This window comes from Collimonas sp. GW821-FHT02H07 (genome assembly GCF_059421505.1).
Map to the genome: position 1 here is coordinate 634,523 of NZ_JBWKVC010000001.1, position 14,509 is coordinate 649,031.

The 14,509-nt window shown below is 59.7% G+C and carries 16 protein-coding genes; 11 read left to right on the forward strand and 5 right to left on the reverse strand.

Features of this window, described 5'->3' with window-relative positions; genetic code table 11:
- Positions 1-94 precede the first annotated feature (94 nt).
- From AC07V8_RS02640 to AC07V8_RS02650, 3 genes are read left to right on the forward strand one after another with little or no spacing between them, the layout of a single operon-like run.
- Entirely contained in the window at positions 95-862 is a 768-nt protein-coding gene (locus AC07V8_RS02640; RefSeq protein ID WP_494676779.1) for a GNAT family N-acetyltransferase, read from the forward strand.
- Positions 859-1,734 (forward strand): UDP-2,3-diacylglucosamine diphosphatase, encoded by an 876-nt coding sequence (locus AC07V8_RS02645; protein ID WP_494676778.1) that lies wholly within the window; start codon positions 859-861, stop codon positions 1,732-1,734. Before AC07V8_RS02640 ends, AC07V8_RS02645 begins: the two co-directional genes overlap by 4 nt.
- Positions 1,716-2,774 (forward strand): glycosyltransferase family 4 protein, encoded by a 1,059-nt coding sequence (locus tag AC07V8_RS02650; protein ID WP_494676777.1) that lies wholly within the window; start codon positions 1,716-1,718, stop codon positions 2,772-2,774. Before AC07V8_RS02645 ends, AC07V8_RS02650 begins: the two co-directional genes overlap by 19 nt.
- A 59-nt stretch (positions 2,775-2,833) precedes the next feature.
- Here the strand turns inward: AC07V8_RS02650 and AC07V8_RS02655 are convergent, their stop codons facing one another.
- A complete protein-coding gene (locus AC07V8_RS02655) occupies positions 2,834-3,649 on the reverse strand; it encodes an outer membrane protein assembly factor BamD (RefSeq protein WP_494676776.1) in 816 nt (271 codons plus the stop codon).
- Between the two features lie 80 nt (positions 3,650-3,729).
- Here AC07V8_RS02655 and AC07V8_RS02660 point away from each other — a divergent pair, with 80 nt between their 5' ends.
- Both AC07V8_RS02660 and pgeF read left to right on the forward strand, forming a co-directional pair.
- Positions 3,730-4,773: an RluA family pseudouridine synthase gene (locus tag AC07V8_RS02660; RefSeq protein ID WP_494676775.1), complete on the forward strand. Its 1,044-nt coding sequence runs from the start codon at positions 3,730-3,732 to the stop codon at positions 4,771-4,773.
- Positions 4,774-4,851: 78 nt separating this feature from the next.
- Positions 4,852-5,637 carry a peptidoglycan editing factor PgeF gene (gene pgeF / locus AC07V8_RS02665; protein WP_494676774.1) on the forward strand — a complete coding sequence of 262 codons (786 nt, stop codon included), beginning with the start codon at positions 4,852-4,854 and terminating at the stop codon, positions 5,635-5,637.
- 1 nt (position 5,638) lies between these two features.
- On the opposite strand, the gene AC07V8_RS02670 is transcribed toward pgeF, so the two are convergent.
- On the reverse strand, positions 5,639-5,902 hold the full coding sequence (locus AC07V8_RS02670) for a hypothetical protein (RefSeq protein WP_494676773.1): 264 nt from the start codon (positions 5,900-5,902) through the stop codon (positions 5,639-5,641).
- A gap of 68 nt (positions 5,903-5,970) precedes the next feature.
- Between AC07V8_RS02670 and phaC the strand changes: the two genes are divergently transcribed.
- From phaC to AC07V8_RS02700, 6 genes are all read left to right on the forward strand, one after another.
- Positions 5,971-7,737, forward strand: coding sequence for a class I poly(R)-hydroxyalkanoic acid synthase (gene phaC / locus AC07V8_RS02675; RefSeq protein ID WP_494676772.1), 1,767 nt, complete (start codon positions 5,971-5,973; stop codon positions 7,735-7,737).
- Positions 7,738-7,843: 106 nt separating this feature from the next.
- Positions 7,844-8,584, forward strand: coding sequence for a 3-ketoacyl-ACP reductase (locus AC07V8_RS02680; RefSeq protein ID WP_494676771.1), 741 nt, complete (start codon positions 7,844-7,846; stop codon positions 8,582-8,584).
- A gap of 198 nt (positions 8,585-8,782) precedes the next feature.
- Positions 8,783-9,349 carry a polyhydroxyalkanoate synthesis repressor PhaR gene (gene phaR / locus AC07V8_RS02685; RefSeq protein ID WP_061940049.1) on the forward strand — a complete coding sequence of 189 codons (567 nt, stop codon included), beginning with the start codon at positions 8,783-8,785 and terminating at the stop codon, positions 9,347-9,349.
- A 110-nt stretch (positions 9,350-9,459) separates the two neighbouring features.
- Positions 9,460-10,842 (forward strand): 30S ribosomal protein S12 methylthiotransferase RimO, encoded by a 1,383-nt coding sequence (rimO, locus tag AC07V8_RS02690; RefSeq protein WP_494676770.1) that lies wholly within the window; start codon positions 9,460-9,462, stop codon positions 10,840-10,842.
- On the forward strand, positions 10,839-11,315 hold the full coding sequence (locus AC07V8_RS02695; protein WP_494676769.1) for a hypothetical protein: 477 nt from the start codon (positions 10,839-10,841) through the stop codon (positions 11,313-11,315). The genes rimO and AC07V8_RS02695 overlap by 4 nt, the downstream gene beginning before the upstream one ends.
- 38 nt (positions 11,316-11,353) lie before the next feature.
- On the forward strand, positions 11,354-12,517 hold the full coding sequence (locus AC07V8_RS02700) for a cystathionine beta-lyase (protein ID WP_494676768.1): 1,164 nt from the start codon (positions 11,354-11,356) through the stop codon (positions 12,515-12,517).
- A gap of 91 nt (positions 12,518-12,608) precedes the next feature.
- On the opposite strand, the gene AC07V8_RS02705 is transcribed toward AC07V8_RS02700, so the two are convergent.
- From AC07V8_RS02705 to serB, 3 genes are all read right to left on the reverse strand, one after another.
- The gene (locus tag AC07V8_RS02705) at positions 12,609-13,142 is read right to left on the reverse strand and encodes a GNAT family N-acetyltransferase (RefSeq protein ID WP_494676767.1); all 534 of its coding nucleotides are present in this window, start codon (positions 13,140-13,142) and stop codon (positions 12,609-12,611) included.
- Positions 13,143-13,211: 69 nt separating this feature from the next.
- Entirely contained in the window at positions 13,212-13,574 is a 363-nt protein-coding gene (locus AC07V8_RS02710) for a DUF4870 family protein (protein WP_494676766.1), read from the reverse strand.
- A 60-nt stretch (positions 13,575-13,634) separates the two neighbouring features.
- Positions 13,635-14,483 carry a phosphoserine phosphatase SerB gene (gene serB / locus AC07V8_RS02715; protein ID WP_494676765.1) on the reverse strand — a complete coding sequence of 283 codons (849 nt, stop codon included), beginning with the start codon at positions 14,481-14,483 and terminating at the stop codon, positions 13,635-13,637.
- Positions 14,484-14,509: the final 26 nt, after the last annotated feature.

Sequence of the window (14,509 nt, forward strand, 5' to 3'; positions counted from 1 at the left end):
CTGTTGCTATGTCATAAAACCGAAATAATTTTGTCATTTTCTTGAAGTAATCGGTGGTTAGGCTTGTCATCGTCACAATCTGAAAGGACGATGAATGCAACTCCTAACTAATGCTGGCGCAGCGAGCTCAAGTGAAGCCAAGTTGACGGTTAGCCTGGCCAGCACGCAGGAAGAAGTGCGCGAAGTGCAGCGCTTGCGCTACAAGGTTTTTATCGAGACGATGGGCCTGTCTGCGCTGGCCAATGCCGACGGACTCGACAGCGACGAGTTCGACGCTTATTGCGATCACCTGATCGTGCGCGACACCAAGACGCTGCGCGTGGTCGGCACTTATCGTCTCATGAGCCCGCACGGTGCGCGGCGCATGGGCCGCTATTACTCCGAACAGGAATTCGACCTGGGCCGGCTCGACAACCTGCGCAGCAGCATCGCCGAAGCCGGACGCGCCTGCATCGATCCCGACTACCGCAGCGGCAGCGTCATCATGCTGCTGTGGGCCGGCCTGGCCGCATTCATGCGGCGCGAGCGCTGCGATTACCTGATGGGCTGCGCCAGCGTCAGCCTGGCCGATGGCGGCCACAATGCAGCAGCCTTGTATCACGCGCTCGATCAAAACAGTTTCTCGCCTGCCGAATATCGGGTCACGCCGCATGTGCCGTTCCCGGTCTATGAGCGCGAATCCGGCCACGTGGCCCAAATGCCGCCGCTGCTGAAAGGCTATCTGCGCAGCGGCGCCTGGGTCTGCGGCGATCCGGCCTGGGATCCTGATTTCCATTCCGCCGATTTTTTCCTGCTGCTGCCCTTGTCGAAACTGGACGGCCGCTACGCACGTCACTACTTGAAAGAAGCGAGGACGACATGAAACCAGGCGAACAGTTTCTGGAAGCGGCTTTGTTCGGCGCCAATGCGGGCGCCGGCTCCACCTCGTCGAAGCGCGATCCGATCCGCTTCCGCACGATCTGGATTTCCGATGTCCATCTGGGCACCACCGGCTGCCAGGCTGCTCGCCTGCTGGAATTCTTGCGCGCCACCGAATCGGATACCTTGTATCTGGTCGGCGATATCATCGATGGCTGGCAGTTGAAGCGGCGCTGGTACTGGGACCAGGTTCACAACAACGTGGTGCAGACAGTATTGAAAAAGGCCAAGAAGGGCACTGAAGTGATTTTCGTGCCGGGCAACCACGACGAAGCGGTGCGCCAGTTCGTCGATCTCGATTTCGGCGGCATCCGCATCCGTGACGAGCTGGTGCACACCACCGCCGACGGCAAACGCATGCTGGTGCTGCACGGCGACCGCTTCGACGGCGTCATCGCCTGCGCCAAGTGGCTGGCGTATGTCGGCGATGGCCTGTACACCGTGATTTTGAAATTCAACCAGTGGTTCAACGGCTGGCGCGCGCGCGCCGGCCTGCCTTACTGGTCGCTGTCGCAATACCTCAAGCTGAAGGTGAAAAACGCCGTCAACTACATCTCTTCGTTTGAAGATGCATTGGCTGCCGAGGCGAAAAAGAAAGGGCTGGACGGCGTTATCTGCGGCCACATCCACAAGCCGGAAATCCGCGACATCGACGGCATCACCTATTGCAACGACGGCGATTGGGTGGAGAGCCTGTCGGCGCTGGTGGAAGAGGCCAGCGGCGCACTGCGGCTGGTCACCTGGCAGGAAATCATGCAGCAGAAAAAGGCAGTTTCCAGCAATCAGATCAGAGACTTATGCGAATTGCCATCGTAACGGACGCCGCCCAGACCCAGATCAACGGCGTGGTCAACACGCTGCGCGCCACCACCGCCGGCCTGCGCAACAATGGCCATGAAGTATTGCTGCTCAGCCCGGACGATTGCCAGACCTTTGCCTGTCCCACTTATCCGGAAATCCGCCTGGCCTACAAGCCCTATGCCAGGGTCGCCGCCAGCCTGAAAGCGTTTGCCCCGGATTGCATCCATATCTCCACGGAAGGTCCGATGGGGCTCGCCGCCAGGCGTTTCTGCCTGCGCCAGGGCATAGGTTTCACCACGGCCTACCACACCCGTTTCCCGGAATACCTGAGCGCGCGTTCCATGCTGCCCAAGGCGATCACTTATCGCTGGCTGCGCTGGTTCCACGGCCCTTCCAAGGCGGTCATGGTGCCGACCCCGCATGTGATGCGGGAGCTGGAACAGCGCGGTTTCCGCCATCTGGTGTTGTGGGGCCGGGGCGTGGATACAGAACGCTTCAAGCCGGTCGACGAAGATCACGCCTGCATCGTCCGCCCGCTATATCTGTATGTCGGCCGGGTTGCGGTGGAAAAGAATATCGAATCTTTCCTGCAAGTCGATTTGCCTGGCACCAAATGGGTGATCGGCGACGGTCCGCTGCGCGAAGAACTGCAGCAACGCTATCCGCAGGTGCAATTCCTGGGCGCCAAGGCGCACCACGAGCTGACCTCGTACTACAACTGCGCCGACGTCATGGTCTTCCCTAGCCATACCGATACCTTCGGCCTGGTCATGGTGGAAGCCATGGCCTGCGGCGTGCCGGTCGCCGCCTACCCGGTGCCGGGCCCGGTGGATGTGGTGGCGCACGGCCGTTCGGGGATACTGGATCAGGACCTGACCTCCGCTTGCCTGATGGCGCTCGGCCTCGATCGCCGCGAAGTGCGGCGGCACGCGCTGGAGTACTCGTGGGACACGGCGACCCTGCAGTTCCAGCATCACTTGCATCAGATCCAGGGCGTCAAGGTGCGCCCCAAGAAACTGCTGACCAGCCAGTCGCGGCCGGCGTCCGGCCTGTAGCCATGAAAAAAGCCCCGCAGTGCGGGGCTTCTCTTTGAGGCGGGATATTTTCCGCCGGGTTACCAGAACTTCCACCAAGGGGCCTTGGCCGCCACCTTTTTGCTATCGGTGCCGGTGCCGCCCACATAGATGCTGTTAGGGTAGGTCTTCTTCAGCACGCGCTCGGAGTCGTCGCGCAACTGTGTCATGCCCAGGGCGTCATACGATTGCACCATGATGTGCAGCGCTTCTTCCACTGCGGGCGCGTCGCGGTATTCCGAGATTGCGCTTTGGGCGCGGTTGACGGAAGCAACATAGGCGCCGCGGCGGTAGTAGTAGCTGGCGACGTGGACGTCATACTGCGCCAGCGCATTCACCAGGTATTTCATGCGGTCCATGGAATCCGGCGCATAAGTGCTGTTCGGGAAGCGCACCACAACTTGCTTGAATGCATCGAATGCATCGCGTGCAGCTTTCGGATCGCGTTCGGTGGCGTCTTCGCTCGAGAGGAAGTCGAAAATGCTGACCTTGTCGTTGAAGTTCACCAGGCCGCGCAGGTAGTACATATAGTCGACGTTAGGGTGATTCGGATGCAGCTTGATGAAGCGGTCGATCGCCGCCAGCGCTTCAGGCTGTTCGCCCTGGCGGTAGTGGGCATACGCAATATCCATCTGCGCCTGTTGCGCATAGGTGCCGAACGGATAACGCGATTCCAGCTTTTCAAAGTACTTAATTGCCTTATCGTAGCCACCGCTGTTCATTTCATCCTTGGCCTCCGAGTATAATCGGGGGGCGGACCAGTTTGCGGTTTCATCGACTTTGTCTGGCAGCAAGCCACACGCAGATAAGGATAGAACGAATGCCGCTGCAGCTAGTTTTAAGAGTCTTTTTTGCATAGTTTTTTGCAAGATTGCGTATGTTTACCTGTAGTTACTGTGTTTGGGTAATTACTTTAACGATTGATCGATTATAGCCGATGGGACTTCCTCTGATGTCATTTACCAAGCCAAATTTGGCTGAAAGTCTGCCAGAAGCTGATTTAGATGTCGATATCGAGTGTATCGACGACGGCGACGCCGCTACGGCCAGCGCGCCGATAGTATTGCAATTAACGCCTGATGTGTGCGGAACGCGCCTGGATAAGGTGGTGTCGAGCCTGGTGCCCCAGTATTCGCGCAGCCGTATCCAGCAATGGATAGAAGCCGGCCACGTCACGGTGGACGGCAAGGTTGCCACTACCACCAAGATGACCACCTACGGCGACGAAACCGTGGTGGTGCTGCCGCAGCCAGCGCCTGACGAGCAGGCCTTCACGCCGGAAGACATGCCGCTCGCCGTGGTCTATGAAGACGCGGCGATCATCGTGATCGACAAGCCGGCCGGCCTGGTGGTTCATCCGGCCGCCGGCAACTGGTCGGGCACCTTGCTCAACGGCCTGCTGTTCCGCTGGCCGGCGTTGGCCGGGGTGCCGCGCGCCGGCATCGTGCACCGCCTGGACAAGGACACCAGCGGCCTGATGGTGGTCGCCAAGACGCTGGAAGCCCAGACCGATCTGGTGCGCCAGCTGCAGGCGCGTACTGTCAAGCGCCAGTACCTGGCGCTGGTGTGGGGCACGCCGCAGTTGAACGGCACGGTCGACAGTCCGATGGCGCGCCATCCGCGCGACCGCATCAAGATGGCGGTGTCGGACAGCCTCATCGCCAAGCCGGCCATTACGCATTACCAGCGCCTGGGGACCGGCTTGCTGGAGCGGCGTCCGGTCAGCCTGATGGGTTGTCGCCTGGAAACCGGGCGCACCCACCAGATCCGCGTGCATATGCAATCGCTCGGCTTTTCCCTGGTCGGCGACGCCTTGTACGGCAAGCAACATCTGATGCCGGCATTTCCGCGCCAGGCCCTGCAGGCGTCGCGCCTGGGACTGATCCATCCGACTACCGGCAAGCCTTGCGAATGGTTTGCGCCCTTGCCGCAGGATTTCGCCGAGCTGCTGACCCGCGCCGGCATGAGCGTGCCGGAGTAGCAGGTTTGTGGGAGAAAGCAGTCGCTGTTGGCGGCTGTTTTTTTGTGAGCAAAATGAAAAGCTGGGAATGCTAAGCAGATGCAACTGATTATTCCGAACTGGACGGGCGTGCCGGGCAACATCGGCGCTTTCGCCACTTTACGCGGCGGCGGCGTCAGCCAGGGGCCTTACGACGACGGCAACGGCGGCGGCGGCCTGAACCTTGGCGCGCACGTCGAAGACGCGCCGCAGGCGGTGGCGCAGAATCGCGCGCTGCTGGATGTCTTGCTGCCGGCGTCGCCGCTCTGGCTGACGCAAGTACATGGCCACGATGTGGTGGATGCAGGCGCGGCCGATGGCGCTGTGATGGAAGCGGATGCCGCGATTGCCACGCGCCCGGGGGTGGTTTGCGCAATCCAGACGGCTGATTGCCTGCCGGTCTTGTTTGCCGATGTGAACGGGCGAGTGGTCGGCGCCGCGCATGCCGGCTGGCGCGGCTTGCAGGGCGGGGTGCTGCAGAATACGGCGGCGCGCATGCGGGCTGCGGGCGCCGGAACGATCGTGGCTTGGCTGGGTGCGGCGATCGGTCCTGACAGTTTCGAAGTCGGCGCCGATGTGCTGCAGGCGTTTGTCGGGGCGGTGCAGCCTGGCGACGCCGATGCTGCAAGCCGTACGGCGCAAATCCACGCATGTTTTGTACCCATCGCGCAGCGGCCGGGGAAATACCTGGCGGATATCTACCAGCTTGCGCGAATTGCATTAAAACAGGCAGGTGTGGTGCAGGTTTACGGCGGTGGTTTGTGCACCGTGAGTGACGGGAATTGTTATTCTTATCGCCGAGACCGGGTGACCGGACGCATGGCGTCGCTGATCTGGCTGAAATAAGTTACGGTTTTGTTTTTTCTGCCGGGGCTGGCTGCTGAGCCGCTGTGGCAGCGGCTTCCGCAGCTTTTTCCTGTGCCGCCAACCTGGCAGAATTTTCAGCTCGCTGTCGATTTCTCTTGCGCTGCGGCGTGCCCATCAGGTATAAAACAATTGTCAAAGGAAAAACACCGTACAGCAAAAATGTCATTACACCGGCGACTGCGTTAGCTTCCGTTATTGCCATCATGAAGACGACGTAAATCCATGCGATGGCGACGATATACATTGTGTTTCCTGCTGTAGAGTCAATCCGATAAAAGATACACGAAAATACGCCAAATCAACGGTTACCGCATGAATACGCCCCAATTTTCCGTCTTCGACCCTGCCGCATTGCTGCAACTCTCGCAGCAGTTCAATCAAGCCTTCAATCCCCAGTTTCTCCAGCAGCTCAGCCATATCGGCGATCCCAACATGTTCCTCGGTGCGTTGAACGCGTCGGCCCGCGGCCCAGGCCCAGCCGGACTGAGCGAGCTGGGCATTGCGCTGGACCCGGTCGCGTTGGAAAAGCTGCAGGTGGAGTACACGCAAAAGCTGTCGGCCTTGTGGCAAGACATGCTGGCGGCGCGCCCGCCGGACTTCGCCGACCGCCGCTTCAGCGGGGCTGCCTGGCATGGCAATTCGCTGTACGCCTTTAATGCCGCTGCCTACTTGTTGAATGCGCATTTCCTCAACGCCATGGTCGATGCGCTGGACGCGCCGCCCAAGATCAAGCGCAAGATCGGCTTTACCGTGCAGCAGATGATAGACGCCATGGCGCCGTCGAATTTCCTGGCGACCAATCCGGTGGCGCAGCAGAAAATCGTCGAGACTAATGGCGAAAGCCTGACCAAGGGTATCGCCCAGCTGATCGCTGACATGCACAAGGGCCGGGTCTCGCAGACCGATGAAACGGCGTTTGAAGTGGGCAAGGATGTGGCCACCACTGAAGGCGCGGTGGTGTTTGAAAACGCACTGTTCCAGCTGATCCAGTACCAGCCGCTGACCGCCAAGGTGTTCCAGCGGCCGCTGCTGATCGTGCCGCCTTGCATCAACAAATTCTATATTCTCGACCTGCAGCCGCAGAATTCGCTGGTGCGCTATGCGGTGGAGCAGGGCCACAGCGTGTTCCTGGTTTCCTGGCGCAATGCCGACGAGTCGCTGGCGCAAACGACTTGGGATCAGTACATCGACGACGGCGCCATCAAGGCGTTGGAGCTGGTGCAGGAAATTTCCGGCCAGGACAAGGTTAACGCGCTCGGCTTTTGCGTCGGCGGCACCATCCTGTCGACGGCGCTGGCGAAACTGGCGGCGGCCAAGCTCAATCCGGTGGCTAGCCTGACCTTGCTGACCGCTTTCCTGGATTTCAGCGATACCGGCATCCTCGATGTCTACATCGACGACATGCAGATTCGCATGCGCGAACAGGCGATCGGCCAGGGCGGCCTGATGCCGGGGCGCGAATTCGGCTCGGCGTTTTCCAGCCTGCGGCCGAACGACCTGCTGTGGAATTATGTCGAATCGAATTATCTCAAGGGCGAGCAGCCGAGCTCCTTCGACTTGTTGTACTGGAACGCCGACAGCACCAATTTGCCGGGGCCGATGTTTTGTTATTACCTGCGCAATATGTACCTGGACAATTCGCTGAAGGACGCCGGCAAGCTGACCGTGGGCGGCGCAAAGATCGATCTCGGCAAGATCGACGCGCCGGCTTTCATCTACGCCTCGCGCGAAGATCACATCGTGCCCTGGACTTCGGCCTATGCTTCGCTGGGCTTGCTGAATCCGAAAAAACAGAAGCAGAACCGTTTCGTGCTGGGCGCCTCCGGCCATATCGCAGGGGTCATCAATCCGCCGGCCAAGAACAAACGCAGCTACTGGACCAACGACGGCAAGGCGGCCGATGCCGACGCCTGGCTGGCCGGCGCCGTCGAGCATCCGGGCAGCTGGTGGACCGAATGGGCGACATTTTTATCGGAACATGCAGGAAAACAGGTGGCAGCGCCGCGCAAATTGGGAAATACTAAGCACGTCGTGATCGAAGCGGCGCCGGGCAGTTACGTCAAGGTCAGGGCAGAATGAATTAAGGGTAGGAAAAACAAGACACGGAAATGTGCGGATGTGCAGAAGGCAGCAGTAAATGAATAGCAGATCGATTATTGAATTGTTTTTTTGAAGGAGACAAGAGATGGCAAAGCGAATCGTTTATGTGACCGGGGGAATGGGCGGCATCGGCACCCCAATTTGTACTCGTCTTTGCACAGATGGTTTTACCGTGGTCGCTGGCTGCGGTCCGAATTCAACGCGCAAGGACAAATGGCTGGCCGACATGCGCGCCAAGGGTTTTGATATTCATGCCTCGGAAGGAAATGTCTCCGACTGGGATTCCTGCAAGACGGCGTTCGAGAAGGTCAAGGCCGAGATCGGCGAAATCGATATCCTGATCAATAACGCAGGCATCACCCGCGACGGCCAGTTCCGCAAGATGTCCAAGGCTGACTGGGATGCGGTGATCGACACCAACCTGAATTCGCTGTTCAACGTCACCAAGCAGGTAATCGATGGCATGGCCGACCGCGGCTGGGGCCGGATTGTCAATATCTCATCGGTGAACGGCCAGAAGGGCCAGTTCGGCCAGACCAACTATTCGACCGCCAAGGCCGGGATCCATGGTTTCACCATGGCGCTGGCGCAGGAAGTGGCAACCAAGGGCGTGACCGTCAATACTGTCTCGCCAGGCTATGTCGGGACCGACATGGTGCGTTCGATCCGGCCGGATGTGCTGGAAAAGATCGTGGCCGGGATTCCGGTCAAGCGTCTGGGCGAGCCGGAAGAAATCGCTTCCATCATCTCCTGGATCGTGTCGGATGAAGGCGGCTATGCCACCGGCTCTGACTTCTCGCTGAACGGCGGCTTGCATATGGGCTGATCCAGCCCTTGCTGGACTCGTGCGGACCGCAGTGCCGGTCCGTACGGCCGCTGGATTTGCTTGTCCATATTGCAATGCAATAAATCTCCCTATAAAAGCCGGTTGCACATGTTTTGCGCAATATAATGAGGTGTTGCAGCAAATTGATTGCGGCTCAGCACCTATAAGCGCGTTATAGCGCAGTAACCTGGGACAGAAATGACTACTACAAAAAAGACGTCTGAACGCTTGATCAAGAAATATCCGAATCGGCGTTTGTACGATACGCAGACCAGCTCCTACATCACTCTGACTGACGTCAAGCAGCTGGTGCTGGACAACGAAGAGTTCGTGGTGCTGGACGCCAAGACCGACGACGATCTGACGCGCAGCATCCTGTTGCAGATCATCCTGGAGGAAGAATCCAACGGCACGCCCATGTTCTCCAGCGCGGCGCTGTCGCAGATCATCCGCTACTACGGCCACGCCATGCAGGGGATGATGGGCAACTACCTGGAAAAAAACATCCAGGCGTTCATCGATATCCAGAACAAGCTGGCGGAGAATTCCAAGGGCCTGTACGAAGGCAAGCCTTTCAGCCCGGAGATGTGGACCCAGTTCATGAACGTCCAGGGGCCGATGATGCAGGGCATGATGAGCAACTACATCGAGCAGAGCAAGGGCCTGTTCATCCAGATGCAGGAACAGATGCAGAACCAGACCAAGAACATGTTCGGCACCTTCCCGTTTGCGCCTCCGCCGCCTGCGGAAAAGACCAAAAAGTAAACGCCCTCGGGGGTTCTTGATCCTATGACAGGTTTTTAGGGCTCATCACGGGTAACCATGGCAAGGGAAGGGGTACAATAGCGTCTTTCGCTTTGACCCCACCTTTCGTCATGTCCAATGTCATTTCCGCAGCGCCAGCTGCACCAGTTCTAGCTCCTAAAGTCGGTTTCGTTTCCCTTGGTTGCCCCAAGGCACTGGTCGATTCCGAACAAATCCTGACCCAGCTGCGCGCGGAAGGTTATGAAACTGCCAAGTCTTATGAAGGCGCCGACCTGGTCATCGTCAACACTTGCGGCTTTATCGACGCCGCCGTGCAAGAGTCGCTGGACGCCATCGGCGAAGCGCTGAGCGAAAACGGCAAGGTCATCGTCACCGGCTGCCTGGGCGCCAAGAAAGACGCCGACGGCGACGACATCATCCAGAAAATCCACCCGAAAGTGCTGGAAGTGACCGGTCCGCACGCTGTCGGCGAAGTCATGTTCGCGGTCCACAAGCATCTGCCGAAGCCGCATGCGCCGTTCATCGATCTGCTGCCGCCGCAAGGCATCAAGCTGACCCCCAAGCATTTCGCCTACCTGAAGATCTCGGAAGGCTGTAACCATCGCTGCAGTTTCTGCATCATCCCGTCGATGCGCGGCGACCTGGTGTCGCGCCCGATCGCCGACATCATGATGGAAGCCGAAAACCTGTTCAAGGCCGGCGTCAAGGAACTGCTGGTGATTTCGCAGGACACCAGCGCCTACGGCGTCGACGTCAAGTTCCGCATGGGTTTCTGGAACGGCAAGCCGGTCAAGACCCACATGACGCAACTGGTGACCGCACTGGGCGAGATTGCCGCCCAGTACGGCGCCTGGGTGCGCCTGCACTACGTTTACCCGTATCCGCACGTCGACCAGATCATCCCGCTGATGGCCGAAGGCAAGGTGCTGCCATACCTGGATGTGCCGCTGCAGCACGCCCATCCGGACGTCCTCAAGCGCATGAAGCGCCCGGCCAGCGGCGAAAAGAATATCGAACGCATCCAAGCCTGGCGCGCCATGTGCCCGGACCTGACCATCCGCTCGACCTTCATCGCCGGCTTCCCGGGCGAGACCGAAGCCGAGTTCGAATACCTGCTGGACTTCCTCAAGGAAGCCGAAATCGACCGCCTCGGCTGCTTCGCCTATTCGCCGGTGGAAGGCGCGACTGCCAACGCCCTGGATAATCCGGTGCCGGAAGAGCTGCGCGAAGAGCGCCGCGGCCGCGTCATGCAGTTGCAGGAAGAGATTTCCAAGAAGCGTCTGCAAGCCAAGGTCGGCAAGACCATGCGCGTGCTGATCGACTCGGTCGACCGCAGCGGCGGCGTCGGTCGTTCCAGCGCCGATGCGCCGGAAATCGACGGCGTGGTGTATGTCAAGCCGCCGTATGAGCCGCACAAGAAGCTGGTGGTCGGCGAGTTTGTCGATGTCACCATCACCGCCTCCGATGCGCATGACCTGTGGGCAGCTGCATGACGGCACGGAAGTGTGTCGTTGCGCTGACCTTATCGCTGGGGCTGGCTTCAGGCTTGGCTTCGGGCCTGGCGCTGGCCGATAGCGATATCGGCGCGACGACGGTTTCCGCCGCGGCGCCTGCGGCAGCCAGTCTGTTCGCCAAGCCGCTGACCTTGCGCGGCACCCTGGGCGACGCCAGGATCGAAATGCATCTGCAATTGAAACCGGATCCTACCGAAGGCATCGAAGGCAGCTACGTGATTGCAGGGCAGAACGCCAAGATTTTGCTGGCCGGCGAATCGGAAAACACGGATGTCGTCATGGAAGAGTCGCTCAACGGCAAGGATGTCTCCGGCGAGTGGACCGGCGCCCTGGTCGGCAACACCTTCAGCGGCACCTGGTCGACCACCGACGATGCGGTAACCAAGCCATTCGTACTGGTGGTGCAAGCGCCGGCGCAGACTGCCCATTCAGGTAAATCATTCGGCAAATAATTCTTTAAGAAATTCTTCGAGAAATTCTTCCAAGGCATATGGCAAAAAAGAATTTTCAAACTGCGGTGATCCACAGTGATTACCAGGCCCCGGCAGGCTTTGACGCCTTCCCGGTCGGCATACACCACGCCTCTACAGTCCTGTTCAAGAATGTCGCCGCGATGCGGGCGCGCAACTGGCAGGAAAAGAACGGCTACACTTACGGCCTGCACGGCACTCCGACTTCCTTCACGCTGGAAGCGCGCCTGGCGGAAATCGAAGGCGGCCAGCACTGCCTGCTGGCCCCCAGCGGCCTGGCGGCGATCACGATGGTCAACCTGGCTTTGCTGAAGAGCGGCGACGACGTGCTGCTGCCGGATAACGTCTATAACCCGAACCGCGACCTGGGCAACTGGCTGGCGCGCGATTTCGGCATCAGCGCGCGCTATTACGATCCCTTGATCGGCGCCGGCATTGCCGCCATGATCCAGCCGAATACCCGCCTGATCTGGACCGAGGCGCCGGGTTCGGTGTCGATGGAAATGCCGGACATTCCCGCCATCTGCCAGGCTGCCCGCGCCAACAATGTCCTGGTGGCGATCGACAATACCTGGTCGGCCGGCCTGGCTTTGCGCGCTTTCGACCTTGGCGTCGATATCGTCATGCATGCCCTCACCAAATACCAGTCGGGCGGCTCGGACGTCCTGATGGGCGCGGTCATCACGCGTGACGCCGCCTTGAACCAGCGCCTGCAGACCGCGCATATGCGGCTTGGCTTCGGCGTCGGCATGGACGATGTCTACCTGGTGCTGCGCAGCCTGCCGACCATGAAAATGCGTTTCGAAGCGCATGATGCAGCGGCGCGCAACATTGCGGGCTGGCTCAAGCAGCGGCCCGAGATCAGCCGGGTGCTGCATCCAGCCTTCCCGGATTGCCCCGGCCATGACATCTGGCAGCGCGATTGCAGCGGCGCCGCGGGTTTGTTTTCGGTGGTGTTCGACGAGCGTTACAGCGAAGAGCAGACCGACCGTTTCGTCGACAGCTTGCAGCTGTTCAAGATCGGCTACAGCTGGGGCGGCGCGAATAGCCTGTGCGTGCCTTACCGCATCCAGGCCATGCGCCAGAACTGGCAAGGCAAGGGCATCCTGGTGCGCTTCAACATCGGCCTGGAAGATCCGCAGGATCTGATTGCCGATATCGAACAGGCCTTGACCGCCATGTAGCAGCTAATGCCTGGCACGGCGTTCGCATGTCTGAGTATGATTAAAAAAACCGATCCGCCAGGTCGGTTTTTTAATGGGCGGGCGAGGTCAGTTAAATCAAGCGTTGCAGCATATAAATCGCCGCTTGCTGGTTCCCCTGTATTTGGTAGCTGTCGAGGTTTTCTTTTGCCGGAGAGTGTTCGACTTCTACCGTTGCATAACCAAGCCCGCTCCAGAAATCCTGTGACCGCTGCACCGACACCAGCGCGCTCCATGCCATGCCTGCCGCACGCGCATGTTCCAGCGCCGCCGCTACCAGTGCATTGGCTGCGCGCTGGCCGCGGGCTGCTGGCGCGACGGCCAGGTCGTGCAGGTACAAGCAATTCGGCGCCGCGGCCAGCTTGAACTGGGCGCCGAGCGGGGTGATTGCATCCTTGCGGGACGGATAGCTGAATAGATAAGCTGCCGCGTTGTCAGGAGCCGGAGACCAGATCCAGCAGGTGGCCGGCGTCAGCGCCAGGCGGGCGCGGAATACGTCTTCGGATTCCAGCATCGACGGCGGATAGCATTCGGCCTGGATTTGCATGACGGCCGGGATGTCGCCGGCAAGCATGGGCCGGACGGGTGAAACGAGGGTATTGCTCATGCCTGGAAGCGATGTGAGGAAAGGAAGATGTTGTCACTGCCCGCGGCTGCGGGCAGTGTTGCGACGAGTTCAGGCGGGCATTGCCTTGTTGTCATTCAGGTCGACCAGGCCCTTGATCAGGCGATAAGCCTTCCACAGCCAGGCTAGACCCCACACCGCGAACGCCAGCGGAATCCCGATCACGGTCATGCACAGCGCGACGCCGACGACCACCCACAGCAGATACCACCAGAACGAGCGGATCTGCCAGTTGTGATGGCTATACACAAACGTGTCTGCCGCATCCTGGCGCTTGACGTAGTTGATGATCAAGGGGATCCAGGACAGCGTTCCGAGCGAGAACAGCAGGCTGGCGGCGTGAGCGAAATAGAGCCACCAGGCCAGATTTTTCTCGGAGTGCAGCTTGTTATCGAAAACCAGTTCGTTGGCCATGTTTTTCCTTCTGTGTTGTTCAGGATTTAACGTTACCGTCGGCGCCGATTCCCTGGGAAATCACGCCAATATAGGCAAGATGCCATCCAAACCGACAAAATTCAAGGCCACGCTGGCTTTTTCTCTCACCACCGGCTTGGCGCGGAAGGCCACCGAGAGGCCGGCGATGCTCATCATGCAGAGGTCGTTGGCGCCATCGCCCATGACGATCGCCTGGCTGGCGGCGATGTTCAGCTCGGCGCAAACGCGCTCGACCGTGCGTTTCTTTTCCTCGGCGTTGACGATGGCGCCGACCACTTTGCCAGTCAGCTTGCCGTCGACGATTTCGAGCACGTTGGAATGGGCGTAGTCGAGGCCGAGCGATGCTTGCATGCGGTCGGTGAAAAAGGTAAAGCCGCCCGACACCAGCAAAGTCTTGACGCCGGCCGCCTTGACCGCCGCCAGCATGGTTTGCGCACCCGGCGACAGTTGCAGCCGTTCGTCGTATACCCGCTGCAAGGCCGAGGCTTCCAGGCCCTTGAGCAAGGCCACGCGCCGCGTCAGGCTCTCGTCGAATTCCAGCTCGCCGCGCATGGCGGCTTCGGTAATTGCCGCGACTTGCGGCTTCAGGCCTTGCATGTCGGCGATCTCGTCGATGCACTCGATGGTGATCAGGGTCGAATCCATGTCCATCGCCAGCAGTTTGAAATCACTGAGATTCGGCGCCGCCGGCAGCCAGGCGCAATCGATGCCTGCACCAAAGCAGGCGGCGTCGATCAGCGTCTTCAGGCTGGCAGAATAGGCGACGCCGGCGCAACGCCATGCATGGCGGCCGCCGCTGCTGATGTCTTCCGCCGCAACGTCAGCCAGGCTGGCGATGCGGTCTATGGCGCTGCGGTCTGCGTTCAGGCTTTGCAAGATAAGATTCATGGTTCGCTGTGGCTTTACTAAAATAT